The 13,501-nt window shown below is 73.8% G+C and carries 14 protein-coding genes; 9 read left to right on the forward strand and 5 right to left on the reverse strand.

The window, feature by feature from the left end:
* Both E1286_RS40825 and E1286_RS40830 read left to right on the forward strand, forming a co-directional pair.
* Positions 1–527, forward strand: a 527-nt coding sequence (locus E1286_RS40825; protein ID WP_132621684.1) for an MFS transporter, incomplete at its 5' end; no start/stop codon positions are given.
* A 161-nt stretch (positions 528–688) separates the two neighbouring features.
* Entirely contained in the window at positions 689–1,723 is a 1,035-nt protein-coding gene (locus E1286_RS40830) for an MDR family NADP-dependent oxidoreductase (RefSeq protein ID WP_132621686.1), read from the forward strand.
* Between the two features lie 4 nt (positions 1,724–1,727).
* Here E1286_RS40830 and E1286_RS40835 read toward each other — a convergent pair whose 3' ends face one another.
* Positions 1,728–2,639, reverse strand: a complete 912-nt coding sequence (locus E1286_RS40835) for a MerR family transcriptional regulator (RefSeq protein ID WP_223190866.1) — start codon at positions 2,637–2,639, stop codon at positions 1,728–1,730.
* A gap of 64 nt (positions 2,640–2,703) precedes the next feature.
* Here E1286_RS40835 and E1286_RS40840 point away from each other — a divergent pair, with 64 nt between their 5' ends.
* Positions 2,704–3,450: a maleylpyruvate isomerase family mycothiol-dependent enzyme gene (locus E1286_RS40840; protein ID WP_132621688.1), complete on the forward strand. Its 747-nt coding sequence runs from the start codon at positions 2,704–2,706 to the stop codon at positions 3,448–3,450.
* Between the two features lie 3 nt (positions 3,451–3,453).
* On the opposite strand, the gene E1286_RS40845 is transcribed toward E1286_RS40840, so the two are convergent.
* The gene (locus tag E1286_RS40845; RefSeq protein ID WP_132621690.1) at positions 3,454–4,275 is read right to left on the reverse strand and encodes an aldo/keto reductase; all 822 of its coding nucleotides are present in this window, start codon (positions 4,273–4,275) and stop codon (positions 3,454–3,456) included.
* Between the two features lie 144 nt (positions 4,276–4,419).
* Between E1286_RS40845 and E1286_RS40850 the strand changes: the two genes are divergently transcribed.
* The 4 genes from E1286_RS40850 to E1286_RS40865 are packed head-to-tail and all read left to right on the forward strand — an operon-like array spanning position 4,420 to position 7,925.
* Positions 4,420–5,334, forward strand: coding sequence for an ABC transporter ATP-binding protein (locus E1286_RS40850; RefSeq protein WP_132621692.1), 915 nt, complete (start codon positions 4,420–4,422; stop codon positions 5,332–5,334).
* The gene (locus E1286_RS40855) at positions 5,331–6,122 is read left to right on the forward strand and encodes an ABC transporter permease (protein WP_132621694.1); all 792 of its coding nucleotides are present in this window, start codon (positions 5,331–5,333) and stop codon (positions 6,120–6,122) included. Before E1286_RS40850 ends, E1286_RS40855 begins: the two co-directional genes overlap by 4 nt.
* 19 nt (positions 6,123–6,141) lie before the next feature.
* Positions 6,142–7,290: a sensor histidine kinase gene (locus E1286_RS40860; protein ID WP_132621696.1), complete on the forward strand. Its 1,149-nt coding sequence runs from the start codon at positions 6,142–6,144 to the stop codon at positions 7,288–7,290.
* Positions 7,281–7,925 carry a response regulator gene (locus tag E1286_RS40865; RefSeq protein WP_132621698.1) on the forward strand — a complete coding sequence of 215 codons (645 nt, stop codon included), beginning with the start codon at positions 7,281–7,283 and terminating at the stop codon, positions 7,923–7,925. The genes E1286_RS40860 and E1286_RS40865 overlap by 10 nt, the downstream gene beginning before the upstream one ends.
* On the opposite strand, the gene E1286_RS40870 is transcribed toward E1286_RS40865, so the two are convergent.
* Positions 7,910–8,449 (reverse strand): CGNR zinc finger domain-containing protein, encoded by a 540-nt coding sequence (locus tag E1286_RS40870; RefSeq protein WP_132621700.1) that lies wholly within the window; start codon positions 8,447–8,449, stop codon positions 7,910–7,912. The genes E1286_RS40865 and E1286_RS40870 overlap by 16 nt on opposite strands.
* A 55-nt stretch (positions 8,450–8,504) precedes the next feature.
* Here E1286_RS40870 and E1286_RS40875 point away from each other — a divergent pair, with 55 nt between their 5' ends.
* Together E1286_RS40875 and E1286_RS40880 are read left to right on the forward strand one after the other, a co-directional pair.
* Complete coding sequence (locus tag E1286_RS40875; protein WP_132621702.1) at positions 8,505–9,068, forward strand: putative glycolipid-binding domain-containing protein; 564 nt, start codon at positions 8,505–8,507, stop codon at positions 9,066–9,068.
* Between the two features lie 367 nt (positions 9,069–9,435).
* Positions 9,436–10,668: a DUF5685 family protein gene (locus E1286_RS40880; protein WP_132621704.1), complete on the forward strand. Its 1,233-nt coding sequence runs from the start codon at positions 9,436–9,438 to the stop codon at positions 10,666–10,668.
* Between the two features lie 62 nt (positions 10,669–10,730).
* Here E1286_RS40880 and E1286_RS40885 read toward each other — a convergent pair whose 3' ends face one another.
* Together E1286_RS40885 and E1286_RS40890 are read right to left on the reverse strand one after the other, a co-directional pair.
* On the reverse strand, positions 10,731–11,966 hold the full coding sequence (locus tag E1286_RS40885; RefSeq protein ID WP_132621706.1) for a cytochrome P450 family protein: 1,236 nt from the start codon (positions 11,964–11,966) through the stop codon (positions 10,731–10,733).
* 146 nt (positions 11,967–12,112) lie between these two features.
* Positions 12,113–13,501 (reverse strand): response regulator (locus E1286_RS40890; protein ID WP_132621708.1); only part of this gene is annotated, 1,389 nt, incomplete at its 5' end.

A 13,501-nucleotide genomic window follows, 5' to 3' on the forward strand; every position in this document is an offset into this window, starting at 1 on the left:
GGATGGGGGCGTTCGTGGCGCTGTACAACGCGGCCGGGTTCCGGCTGGCCGCGCCGCCGCTCGACCTGACCCCCGCGGCCGCTTCCCTGGTCTTCCTGTCGTACGCCATGGGCACCGTCTCCTCGGCCGCCGCGGGCCGGCTGGCGGGCCGCCTGGGGCGCACGCCGGCGCTCGTCACGGCGCTGGCCGTCACGGTGGTGGGCAGCGTGCTGACCGCGCACTCGTCGCTGCCGGTCGTCGCGCTCGGGTTCGCCGTGCTGACCGCCGGGTTCTTCGCCGCGCACGCCATCGCCAACGCCTGGGCCACCGCCGAGGCTCCCCCGGCCGCCCGGGGCCGTGCCGCGGGTCTCTACACCCTCTGCTACTACCTCGGCAGCGGCGCGGGCGGCACGGCGGGCGGCATCGTCTACGGCCACGCGGGCTGGGCCTGGCTCATCGCCCTGACCTCGGCATGGCTCGTGCTCGCGGCCCTGGCCGTCCTGGTGACCCGCGGCCGCCGGGCGCGCGCCTTCGCCGAGCCGGCCTGATGGCCTTCGGGGAGCCGGGCCGTGGATCGTCCCTGGTCGTCCTATATGGTGACCGGCGCCAGGAAAGCGGGACCTCGGCTCGCCGGCCGCGGGCGGGGGCGCAGCCTGGCCTGCACCGGGGGATGCGGAATGCCGGGGCTCCTCGACCATGAGGGGATTTCATGCCTGACCACCGAATGAATCGGCAGATCGTGATGGCGGAGCGGCCGTCGGGGGAATTGGCGCTCCACCATTTCCGGGCCGAGGTCGTGCCGATGCCGGAACGCCCGGCCGACGCCGTGCTGTTGCGCAACATCCTCGTCTCCGTCGCCCCGGGCGCACGTGCGGCGATGCAGGGGCCCACCCACCGCCCCCAGCTGGTCCCCGGTGAGCTGATCCCGAGCTCTGTCATCGCCGAGGTGGTGGCCGGGCCGCCGGACGGGCCCGCTCCAGGGAGCGTCGTCGCCGGCACGGCCGGATGGCAGGAATACTCCGTCGTCCCCGCGTCGGCGGTCCGCCCGCTGGAGCCCGTCGGCCCGCTCTCGCAGCAGTTGGGGTTCCTCGGCCTGAACGGGTTGACGGCGTATTTCGGCATCCACGCGATCGCGCAGGTCCGAGCAGGTGAGACGGTGCTCGTCTCCGGCGCCGCGGGCGGCGTCGGGCATCTCGCCGGCCAGCTCGCACGCGCGGCCGGGGCGCGTGCGGTCGGCATCAGCGGCTCCGACGACAAGAACCGGATCCTGGAATCGAAGCTGGGATACGCCGCGACGGTCGACCGGCGATCGGCATCGTTCCAGGACGACCTGCGTGCGGCCTGCCCGGACGGGGTGAACGTCTACTTCGACAACGTCGGCGGCCCCATCCTGGAGTCCGTGCTTCCGCTCCTGGTCAAGCACGGCCGGATCGTCTGCTGCGGTGTCACCTCCCACTACGACCTGAGCGACCCGCCGCCGGGACCGCGCGACCTGGCGGTGCGGCTCATCGCGAAGAGCCTGCGCATGGAGGGCTTCCTCGTCGCCGACCACCGGCCCCGATGGGACGAGGCGCTGCGGGACCTGCGGCGGATGCACGCCGCAGGAGAGCTGACGATCCTGGAGGACATCCGCGACGGCCTCGACTCCGCACCGGCCGCCCTCGTCGGGATGATGGCCGGCGGAAACGTCGGCCAGCTCGCGGTCCGGCTGGCGCAGGACCCGCCCGGCCGGCCGCCGGCGTAAAGGGTCACAAGAGCGACCGTTCGAGAGAGTCGGTCAGCCACAGCTGGGTCGCGCCCAGCGTGGCGCGCTCGCCGCTCACCTCGCCCACGAGCCGCCAGTAGCGGCGCAGGCGGGGGTCGCGGTCGGGCTCGACGCCGGCCAGCAGCTCGCGGCGGAAGGCCGGGGAGTCCTCACGCCGCCGGGCCATGGCGTGCGCGGCCACGAACCGGTCCAGCTCCGGGCCCCCGCGCGGCGCCTCCCCGGCCAGCACGAGCGGCTCGGCCAGCGCGGACGCCTCGCCGAGGCCGTACAGGAGGTCCTCCTCGTCGGCGATCGCCTCGAGGTTGGCCACGGCGCGGGCGCGCAGGCGGCGCGTGAACGCCCGGTCGGCGGCCAGGGCGACCATCTCGGCGTACGCGACGACCTGCGCCGGCGTCGGGTCGGCGGGCGGCACGGGCACGGCCATGGTGACGAACGCGGCGAACAGCTCCTCGGAGATGGGCGCCACCATCTGCCACCGCCAGAACCGCACCAGCCGGTCGTGGGCGGCGGGGCCGTCCTCCACGGCGGCCAGCAGCTCCAGCCGGGCGGCCCGGGCGGCGGGACCGGCCTCCTCCACGGCCAGCAGCGCCGCACGGCGCCAGGACAGGCCCGCGAGCCGCACGTCGAGGGCGGCCCGTTCGGCGGCGACGGCGTCGGCCACGGTGCTCTCGCCGGCGAGCACGCGGGCGATCGGGGCCAGCCCGAGGCCGAGCCCGCGCAGCCGGCGCACCAGGTGGAGGGTCTCGACGGCGGCCCCGTCGAACCTGCGGTGACCGCCGACGCTGCGCACGGAGGCGATGATGCCCTCGTCGCAGTAGAAGCGGATGGTCCGCACCGGCACCCCGGTCAGCCGGGCCAGCTCTCCGATCCCGATCGTGTCGTCGCGCAACGGCACTTGAACCTCCACTGGACTGGAGTTCCTACCGTAATCGCGTACCCCCGACGAGAGGAGCGACGCGATGGTGACCTGGGAGAGCGACCGGCTGATGAAGGACCTGCGCGAGCAGACGGCCGGGCTGGCCCGCGCCGCGGCCGCGGGCGACCCGGAGGCGACGGTGCCCACCTGCCCGGAATGGCGGCTGAGCGATCTGGTCGCGCACATCGGGCAAGCCCCGCGCTGGGCGGCCGACCTGGTGCGCAAGGCCGCACCGCTGCCCATCCCCGACCCCCGCGAGGTCGATCCCGGCGCGCCGGCCGGGTGGGAGCGATGGCTGACGGACGGCGCCGAGGAACTGATCGAGGCGGTCGGGGACGCGGGCGAGCACGCCGAGGTGTGGTCCGTGGTGGGGATGGTGCCGCCGGCGTTCTGGCTGCGCAGGATGCTGAACGACATCACCGTCCACCACTACGACGCCGCGGCGGCGACCGGCGCGCCGTTCGAGATCTCCGCCGAGCTCGCGGCCGACGTGATCACCGAGGGCATGGAGCTGCTGTCGGCCCCGGCGGCCGAGGACTTCAAACCGGAGCTGGCCGAGCTGCGCGGCTCAGGCGAGTGCCTGGCGATCCGCCCGTACGACGCGGAGGGCTGGTTGATCAGCAGGACCCCGGACGGGCCTCGGTGGGAGCGCGCGAGCGGCGACGGCGACGTGACGGTGCGGGGGCCGGCCGCCGAGCTGATGCTGGTGCTCACCGGCCGCGTGCCGGCCCGTGAGGTGACCGGCGACCGGGAGCTGCTCGACCACTGGCTGGCCCACACCAGGTTCTGACCGTCAGAGCTCGACGTTCGTGTCCGGGTCGCCGCCCGTGCGGCCGGAGCCGTCGAGCGACTCCATCCGCGCCATGTCGTCCGGCGACAGGCTGAAGTCGAACACCTCGAAGTTCTGCCGCATCCGCTCAGGGTCGGACGACTTGGGAATGGGCACCGCGCCGAGCTGGGTGTGCCAGCGGAGCACGACCTGGGCGGGCGTACGGCCGTGGGCGGCGGCCAGGCCGGCCACGACGGGATCGTCCAGCAGCTTGCCGGCGCGGGCGAGCGGGCTCCACGACTCGGTGACGATGTCGTGCTCGGCGTGCCAGGCGCGCAGCTCGCGCTGGGAGAAGCCGGGGTGCATCTCGACCTGGTTGACGACCGGACGGACGCCGGTCTCCGCGACCACCCGCTCGATGTGCTCGGGCGTGAAGTTCGACACGCCGATCGAGCGGGCCAGCCCCTGCTCGCGCAGGTGCACGAACGCCCGCCAGGTGTCGGCGTACAGGTCGCGGCCGGGCAGCGGCCAGTGGATGAGGTAGAGGTCGACGTAGTCGAGGCCGAGCCGGCCCAGGCTCTCCTCGCAGCCGCGCAGGGCGGCGTCGTAGCCGTGCTGGGAGCCGCGCAGCTTCGTGGTGACGAACAACTCCTCGCGCGGCACCCCGGCCTGCGCGATGCCGGCGCCCACGCCCTTCTCGTTGCCGTACGCGGCGGCGGTGTCGATCAGGCGGTAGCCGAGCGAGATGCCGTGGGCGACGGCCTGGCGGGCCTCGTCGTCGTTCATCGGCCAGGTGCCGAGGCCGATGCTCGGTATGGAACGCCCGTCGGCGAGATTGACGGTCATACGTGGTCCTTTCCCCCCCGGTTGAGCGGCGCGGGTGTCCCTACCCGGCCGCTTCCGGGACATTCCGGTTACGGTTTTCCGCCATGGAGGTCGGCGGTCCGCCCCCATGGCCGCCGCCCGCGCGGCTGCCTAACGTGGTGCGACGTGATCAGTCTGAGGGATTTGACCAAACGGTACGGAGACCGGGTGGCGGTCGACGACCTGTCGCTGGAGCTGAAACCAGGCGCCGTGACGGGTTTCCTGGGCCCGAACGGCGCCGGCAAGTCGACCACCATGCGCCTGGTCCTCGGCCTCGACCGGCCGAGTGCGGGCACGGCGCTCGTCGGCGGCGTGCCGTACCACCGGATCAAGAACCCGCTGCGCACGGTGGGGGCGCTGCTCGACGCGCGGGCGTTGCACCCGGGCCGCAGCGGGCGGGCGCACCTGCTCGCGCTGGCCCGCAGCAACGGCATCCCGCGGCGGCGGGTGGACGAGGTGCTGGAGATGGTCGGAATGGCGGGCGCGGCCGGCAAGCGGGCCGGGACGCTGTCCCTCGGGATGAGCCAGCGACTCGGCATCGCGGCGGCGCTGCTGGGCGACCCGGAGGTGCTGCTGTTCGACGAGCCGGTCAACGGGCTCGACCCCGACGGGGTGCGCTGGGTGCGCGGGCTGATGCGCTCGCTGGCGGCCGAGGGCCGCACGGTGTTCGTCTCCAGTCACCTGATGAGCGAGATGCAGCTGACCGCCGACCACCTCGTGGTGATCGGCAAGGGCCGCCTCATCATGGACGCGCCGCTGGCGGAGGTCATCGCGGGCAGCTCCCTGACGGCCGTGCTGGTCCGCACCCCGCACGCCGGCGACCTCGCCGTACGGCTGCGCGCCGCCGGCATCCGGGTCGACCGGCTCGGCGAGAACGAGCTGGAGGCGACCGGCGCGCCCGTCGAGCGGGTCGGTGACCTGGCGTACGAGGCGGGCATCCGGCTGCACGGGCTGCGCACCCGGGAGGCCTCGCTGGAACAGGCCTACCAGGAGCTGACCTCGGGCAGCGTCGAGTACGGAGCGGAAAGGGCGGGAGCATGAGCACTCTGCGGCAGGCGGTCGCGGCCGAGTGGGTGAAGCTGTGGTCGGTCAGGTCCACGTGGTGGTGCCTGGGCGGCGCGCTGGTCCTCATGGTGCTCGGCGCGGTCACGCTGGGCGGCTCCACCGCCACCGAGGCGCTGCGGGACGGCGCGACGGGGCTGCGGCTGACGGCGAGCGAGCCGGTGGTCGCGGCCACGTCGTTCGCTCAGTTGGCCCTGGTGGCGGCGGCGATGCTGGCGGTCACCTCCGAGTACGCCTCCGGCACCGTCCGGGTGACGCTGCAGGCGACGCCGGTGCGCGGAGTGATGCTGGCGGCCAAGGCGCTGGTGGTGGCGCCGGTCATGGCGGTCGCGGGCGTGCTCTCGGGGGCTGCGGCGACGGCGGCCGTCTACCTGCTGCTGTCGATCGACCTGTTCGGCGGGCTCGTCGTGCTGCCGCCCGGCGAGGTGGTGCGCGACCTGCTGGGCGTGGGCGTGTTCTACGCGCTGGTGTCGGTGATGACCGTGGGGGCCGGGCTGGCGATGCGCAGCGCGGCCGGGACGCTGACGGTGATGTTCATGCTGCTGCTGGGCCTGCCGCTGATGTTGCTGATGGCCGGATCCCCGGCGGCGCTGGGGGCGGCGCTGCGGATGCCGACGTTCGCGGGGCTGGCGTTCATGGGCAGCACGGTGAACATGGCGGGCGGGCCGATGCCCTACCCGGCCTGGGAGGGGCTGGCGTGGCTGCTGGCCTGGGCTGCGGTGGCGGTGGCGGCGGGCCACGTCCTGCTGCGCCGCCGCGATGCCTGAACCGCCTAGACTCACGCCGATGTCAGGCAGCAGGATCCCCCGCGCGCTGGCCGGAGCCGTCCTCGGGATGGCGCTCGGCCTGGCCGAGTCGCTCTTCCTGCTGGCGGCGGCGCCCGCGTGCTTGGTGCCCGCGCTGCGGCCGGTCGCCGCGCGCGGGCTGGCCCGGCTGACGGCCATGGAGCGGGCCCGGCTGTCGCGCTTCTTCGGCCTTGACACCTCGCGCGAGAACGGCGGGTACGCCTTCCTCGCCGCCCGCGCCGCCCTCGGCCTGCTCGGCGGGTACGCCTGCACGTCGTTGCTGTTCCTGGCCCTGCTGTTCCTGGCCGGCGGCACGTGGGCGCTGCTGTGGGGGCGGGCGGAACCGATCCCGCTCGAGCTGCCCGGCGTCAACCTGGTCACCAGCAGCGACGTGGTGGGCCTGAGCAGCGGGGCGCTGCTGCTGGTGGTGAGCGCCCTCCTGGTGCTGGGCATGGCGGCGCTCGAACGCCGCGTGGCCGTTCACTTCCTCGGCCCCGACGGCGGCGAGCTGATGCGCCGGCGCATCGCCGAGCTGACCGCGACCCGCTCCGGCATCGTCAGGGCCGTCGACGACGAGCGGCGCAGGATCGAACGCGACCTGCACGACGGCGTCCAGCAGCGCGGTGTCGCCCTCGCCATGCTGCTGGGGCGGGCCCGGCACAGCAGCGACGAGGAGCAGGTCCACGAGCTGGTCGCCCAGGCGTACACCGAGTCGCGCCGGCTCCTCGACGAGCTGCGCAGCGTGGCCTGGCGGATCTACCCGACCGCGCTCGACGAACTGGGGCTGCGGGCCGCGCTCGCGGGCGTCGCCGAGCGCTCGCCGGTGCCGGTGACCGTGCACGACGGGTTGTCCGGCCGTCTCGTCTCGGAGGTGGAGACCGCCCTGTACTTCGTGGTCCGTGAGGCGATCACCAACGCCGTCAAGCACGCCGGCGCGCATGACATCCTGGTGGTCCTGAGCGAGGACGAGCGGACGGTGAGCGTGGCGATCTCCGACGACGGCAAGGGCGGGGCCGACCCGTCGGGCGGCGGGCTGTCCGGGCTGGCCCGGCGGGTGCTGGCGCTCGACGGCACGTTCACCGTCGACAGCCCGCCCGGCGGTCCCACCCGCGTCACCGCCATGCTGCCGAAGGCGCCGCCGTGCGGGTGATCCTGGCCGACGACTCCGTGCTGCTGCGCGAAGGGCTGACGCGGCTGCTGGCCGACGCCGGGCATGAGGTCGTGGCCGCCGTCGGCGACGCGCCCGCGCTGGTCGAGGCGGTCGAGCGGCACCGCCCCGACGTGGCCGTGGTCGACGTGCGCATGCCGCCGACGCACAAGGACGACGGTCTGCGCGCGGCGCTGGAGATCCGCGAGCGCCTGCCCGGCGTCGGGGTGCTGGTGTTGTCGCAGTACGTCGAGCAGCACTACGCGGCCCGGCTGCTGGCCGGCTCCACCGAGGGCCTCGGCTACCTGCTGAAGGACCGCGTGTCGGAGGTCGCCGAGTTCCTCGACTCGCTGGAGCGGGTCAGCGCGGGCGGCACGGCGTTCGACCCCGAGGTGGTGCGGCAGCTGCTGGCCCGCACCACCCACGCCGACCCGCTGAGCCGGCTGAGCCCGCGCGAGGGCGAGGTGCTGCGCCTGCTGGCCGAGGGGCTGGTGAACGCGGCCATCGCCGAACGCCTGCACGTCTCGCTCAGCACGGTCGAGAAACACGTGAACGCCCTCATGGACAAGCTCGACCTGCCCCGCCAGCCCGGCTACAGCCGCCGTGTCCTGGCCGTGCTGCGCTATCTCGAAAGCTGACCGCCGGGGTCGCGCCCGGCGCGGTTGCGGCGGTGACGGCGTACTTTCGCGATCGTGCCGCACGCCCGGCCGCCGGGGCCGCCCGCGTTCATCAGGCACCAGCGTTTGCTCGCGTTCCTGGTGTGGTCGTAGAACACCCAGCGGCAGTCGGGGCAGGCCTTGAGCCGATCCCACTGCCGGGTGGTGATCGCCTCCAGGACGATGGCGAGGATCTCGCCGGCGGTGCCGGCGTCGTGCCGGAAGACGAGCGTGCGGTCGTGCACGCGTACGCCGAGGCCGAGGTCGTGGACCCAGGCGTTGATCAGGTCGTCGGAGCCGGGCTGGCGCTCCACCGCGGCGCGGAGGTCGTCGCGGAGCCGGCGCAGGACGTCCCGGTCCGGCGCCGGCAGGGGCGCGGCGTAGTCGTCGAAGCGGTCGGCCGGCCGGCGGGTGTCGTTGGGGATCAGCCAGGTGTTCAGCAGCTCTCGCACGCGTTCCAGCGCGCCCGGGGCCTCCTGCGGGGACCCATCGCGAACGTTAACCACTTATCCAGGTTACCGGTTGCAGCGTTCGGCCTTCGCTCGTTAACCTGCTATTGCAATGGCCGGTTACACGGAGGTGCGCATGGACGTGATGTGGTCGTCGCTGGCCTGGCCCGGCCTTGAGCACGTCCGATGGACGGAAGACGATGGGCTGCACGCGGACGGCCTGGCCGTGCACGAGTTGCCGGACGGGCCGGCGCGCGTCGCGTACCGGCTCACCGCCGACGACGGCGGGCGCACCCGGCACCTGTCGGTCGAGGTCGGCGGGCGCGCCCTGGTCATCGCCGGTGACGGCCGGGGAGCCTGGACCGACGGGAGCGGCCGGCCGCTGCCCGGCCTGTCCGGCTGCGTGGACGTCGACATCTCCACGACGCCGCTGACCAACACCCTGGCGATCCGCAGGCTCGGCCTCGCTCCGGGCGCCGCCGCCGACCTGCTCGTGGTCTACGTCGACGTTCCCGACCTGGAGCCGCGCGCGGTGACCCAGCGCTACACGTGCCTGGGGCGCAGCGGGGCGGTGACGGTGTACCGCTATGAGTCGGGGACGTTCCGGGCCGACATCACGGTGGACGACCACGGGCTCGTCGTCGACTACCCCGGCCTCTGGCGACGGTCCCGCTGAGAGAAAGAACGCATCACATGACGCTCTCCCTGATCCTGCACGCCACCGGGCCGCATCCGGGCACCGCCGAGCAGGTCATGCTGTTCGGGCAGTTCGTCGGCACGTGAGACCTGGTCGTCGCGTTTCTTCGACAACGCCGGGATCCGCGTCTGTCGCGAACCCGGCGTCTGGACCTTCGGCTGGGTCCTCGACGGGCGGTCGGTCCGAGGACGTGCTTGGAACCTGCGCCGGCGCATGACCGCGACCCGCCGGGGCGCCTGACCTCGTCGCGGCATTCGGGGAGACCGGTTCTGTGGGGAGCGGCGCGGGTGTGGGGTGCGGACCCGTATGATCTTCGCCAATCGGGGCGATACCGCTGAGAGGTCATGTGTTCGGGATCATCCGGCCGTGCGGTGAGCACGGCTGCCCGTCGCTGCGTGAAGCGTGGCGGGCCCATCTGTGTGGTCTGTGCCTGACGTTGCGCGACGGCCATGGGCAGGGCGCGCGGCTGGCGACCAACTACGACACGCTGATCATCTCGGTGCTCACCGAGGCGCAGCTCCCGTCGGCGGCGCCGCGCCGGACTGCGGGACCGTGCGCGTTACGGGGCTTCCGCGGCGCCGAGGTGGTGGACGCGCGGGCGAGCGGCGCGCGGCTCGCGGCCGGGGTGTCGCTCGTGCTGGCCGCCGGCAAGATCCGCGACCACGTCGCCGACGGCGACGGCGGCCGCGCCACGGCCGGGGCGCGTACGCGACTGGCGGCTCGCTGGGAGAAGGCCGGCGCCCGCCTGGCGGCCGAGGTCGGCTTCGACACGACGCCCCTCGCCGCGACGGTCACCCGCCAGCTGGCCCTGGAACGCGCGTTCGCAGCCCGTGGTCGCGAAACGGCGGTGCTCGAACGGGCCGCGCCGCCGGTCACCGCGGTGCTGGAGCCGACGGAGGAAGCGGTCGCCGGAGCGCCGGAGCCGGCGGAGGTGGCGGAGGCGGAGCTCGCCGGAGCCCGGCAACCGGCGGAGGAGGCGGTCGCCGGGGTGCTGGAGCTGACGGCGCCGGCCGAGGAGGCGGTCGCGGCGGCGTTCGCGCACACGGCGGTGCTGGCCGGCCGGCCGGAGAACGCCGCCGCGCTGGCCGAGGCGGGCAGGTTCTTCGGCCGCATCGCACACCTGGTGGACGCGTACGAGGATCGGGCGGAGGACGACGCCCGCGGGGCGTTCAACCCGCTGACCGCCACCGGCACCACGCCGGAGGAGGCGCGGCGGCTGTGCGACGACGCCGCCCACGGCCTGGCCCTGGCGCTCGCCGAGGTGCGCTTCGAGGAACGCCACCTGGTGGACGCGCTGCTCGGCGCCGAGGTGCGCCGGGCGGTGGACCGCGCGTTCCGCCCCGCCGCCGACCTGCGCCGGCGGCCCGGCTGGATCCGCAGGTCGGCGGCCGGCACGGCGATCTTCCTCACCTGCGGGCTGTGGCGGCCGGAGTGGAGCACGCTGGCGGGCGAGTCCTGGGACGAGCGCTGCTACGTCTGCCGATACGGCGACTGCTGCAGCAACTGCGGGGACTGCTGCTCCTGCTGCAGTTCGGACGGCTGCTGCTGCGACGGCTGCAACTGCTCCTGCTGCGACTGAGACGACGCCCGAGACAGCGACACGGACAGCGACGCAGACAGCGCCGGCCGCCTTCCGGCAGGTCAGGGGCGCAGCAGCACGGGCAGGGCCCGGTGGCCGTTGGCGATGAAGGAGTCCAGAGACGCCAGTTCGTCCGCGGGGACGGCGAGGGCCAGGTCGGGGAACCGGTCGAACAGGGCGGGCAGGGCGACGCCGGCTTCGAGCCTGGCCAGCGGAGCACCCACGCAGTAGTGGACGCCGTGGCCGAAGGACAGATGGTCGCGCCGGGTGGGACGGGTCAGGTCGAAGCGGCCGGCATCGTCCCCGTGCTGCGCCGGGTCGCGTCCGGTGGCGGCGTAACCGGCGAGGATGGGCTCCCCCTTGCGGATCACGACGTCACCGAGGGGGATGTCCTCGGTCGCGTACCGCAGGGGCAGGTTGGCCACCGGCGGCTGCCAGCGCAGCGTCTCGTCGATCACGTCGTCCCACGAGGCCTGACCGGCACGGACGAGGCCGAACTGGGCAGGATGGGTCAGCAGAGCCACGACGGCGTTGCCGATGAGGTTGACGGTGGTCTCATGACCAGCCGAGATCATCAGGAAGAGGGTGTCGATCAGCTCGGCTTCGCTGAGGCGTGAGCCGTCCCCCTGCTCGTCGCGTGCGGCGATCAGGTCGCTGGTCATGTCGTCGCCGGGGTTGTCGCGTTTCGACGCGACCAGGCCGCCCAGGACCTCGTAGGCATGGCGCAGGGTGCCCATGGCCTGCTCGGGGTCCGCGGAGGTGTGGAAGACGCCGTCGACGATCCGGCGCAGATCCCCTCGCGCGCTGTCGGGGAGGCCGAACATCTCGCCGATCACCCGGGTGGGCAGCTGGTAGGCGAACTCTTCGCGCAGATCGACCGGCTCACCCGCCACGGTGCCGGCGAGTGTGCCGAGCAGCTCCTCGGTGATCTCCTCGATACGCGGGCGCAGGGCCATGGTGCGGCGGGCCGTGAACGCCTTGGAGACCAGTGAGCGCAGCCGCCGGTGCTCGGAGCCGTAGGCGGTGAACATGTTGTCCACCGCCACCCAGGAGTAGAGCACCCAGTCCGGAGTGATCTTCCCGGACATGTAGGCCGGCCAGTGACGGCGTGGATCCTTGGAGACGCGCGGATCGGCCAGGAGCTGCTTGAGGGATTCGTGCCGTGTTATCGCCCACGCGACCACACCGCCGGGCAGTTCCACCCGGGTCGCCGGGCCGGTGCCACGGATGCGGGCGGCCTCGCCGTGGATGTCACGGCCGGTGGGGTCTAAGGGGATGGCGGTGCCGAACGATTCCACGGACTCTCTCCAGGTGTCTTCGCGTACGGCGGACAGGCGGGAAGCTTTGGGTGCGGAAATGCAGGTGTGACGGCGGCCACGATCCAAGATGTCATGACTCACCACCTACGGTCATGCCCGCGAGTCAGGAAATCTTTCGTGAGGGGTCAGGCGTTCATCCACTCGGGAACGTCGTCGAGCAGTTCGCCCAGTTCGTCGAGCAGTTCGTCCCCGACCGCGGCTCCGGCCCGCGCGAGCTCCTCCACCTGCTGGCACAGCTCGGCCTCGCGGACCGCGCCGACGGTCGCGCACGCGCCCTTCAGCCGGTGCGCCAGCTCGGCCGCCAGCGCCCGGTCGCCGTCGCGCAGCGCCTGCCGCAACTCCGCGAGCGTCTTCCCTGCCGTCCCCCGGTACGCCTGCGCGACGTCCGCCAGCGCCTCCGGCGACAGTCCCGCCAGCTCGGGCGGCAGCCCGGCCGAGGCCGCCCACTCCGGGATCCTGGCCAGCACCCGCTGCCAGTCGACCGGCTTGGCCAGGTGGTCGTCCATGCCCGCCTCCAGGCACCGGATCCGGTCGTCCGGCATGGCGGCGGCGGTCATCGCGATGATCGGCGTGTGGACCTCCTCGCGGGTCCTGATCTCCTCGGTGGCGGCCAGGCCGTCGAGCACCGGCAGCTGGCAGTCCATGAACACCAGGTCGTACCCGCCGGCCAGCACCGCACGCACCGCCTGGGCGCCGTCCTCGACCACCTCGACCTCGTGCCCGGCCTGTTCGAGGACGAGCAGCGCGACCTGCCTGCTCACCTCGTCGTCCTCGGCCACGAGGATGCGCGCTCCCCCGCCGCCGGCCTCGGCGCCCTCCAGCGGCTCGCCGGGGCTCTCGCCGTCGCCGAGGGCGTTCTCCACGGCGGCGAGCAGGCGGCGGCGGCTGAGCGGCCGGGTGATCGACTGCACGTGCCGCTCCCCCGCGCCGCCCGGCCAGGCGAAGCCGGAGCGGCCCGGCGTGACGACCACGACGACGCTGGTGGCCTGGAACGCCGGGTCGGTGAGGATGGCATGGGCGAGCGAGCTCGCGCCCGGCTCAGGGGCGGCGCCGAGGTCGAGGGCGACCACCGCCAGCTCGTACGGCTCCCCGCCCGCGGCGGCGGCCCGCAGCAGCGCCAGAGCCGACTCCTCGTCCCTGCTCTGCGCCACCTCCAGCCCGGCCTCGGTCAGGAAGCGCGCGGCCAGCGCGCGGTCCTCCGGGCGCGGGTCGGCGACGAGCGCGCGCCGCCCTTCCAGCGTCTCCTGCTCCGGCTCGGTCCAGGTCAGGACGTCGACAGGCAGCGTCACCCAGAACCGGCTGCCCACGCCTTCGACGCTGTCCAGCCCGATCCGGCCGCCCATCAGCTCGACGAGCTGCCGGCTGATGGCCAGGCCGAGGCCACTGCCGCCGGTGCGGCGGGTGATGGCCGAGTCGACCTGGCGGAAGACGCCGAACACCCGCTCGCGGTCCTCCGGCCCGACCCCGATGCCGGTGTCGGCCACCGCGAACCTGAGCACCGCCCGGTCCTCCCC

This window comes from Nonomuraea terrae (assembly GCF_004348995.1).
GTDB lineage: Bacteria > Actinomycetota > Actinomycetes > Streptosporangiales > Streptosporangiaceae > Nonomuraea > Nonomuraea terrae.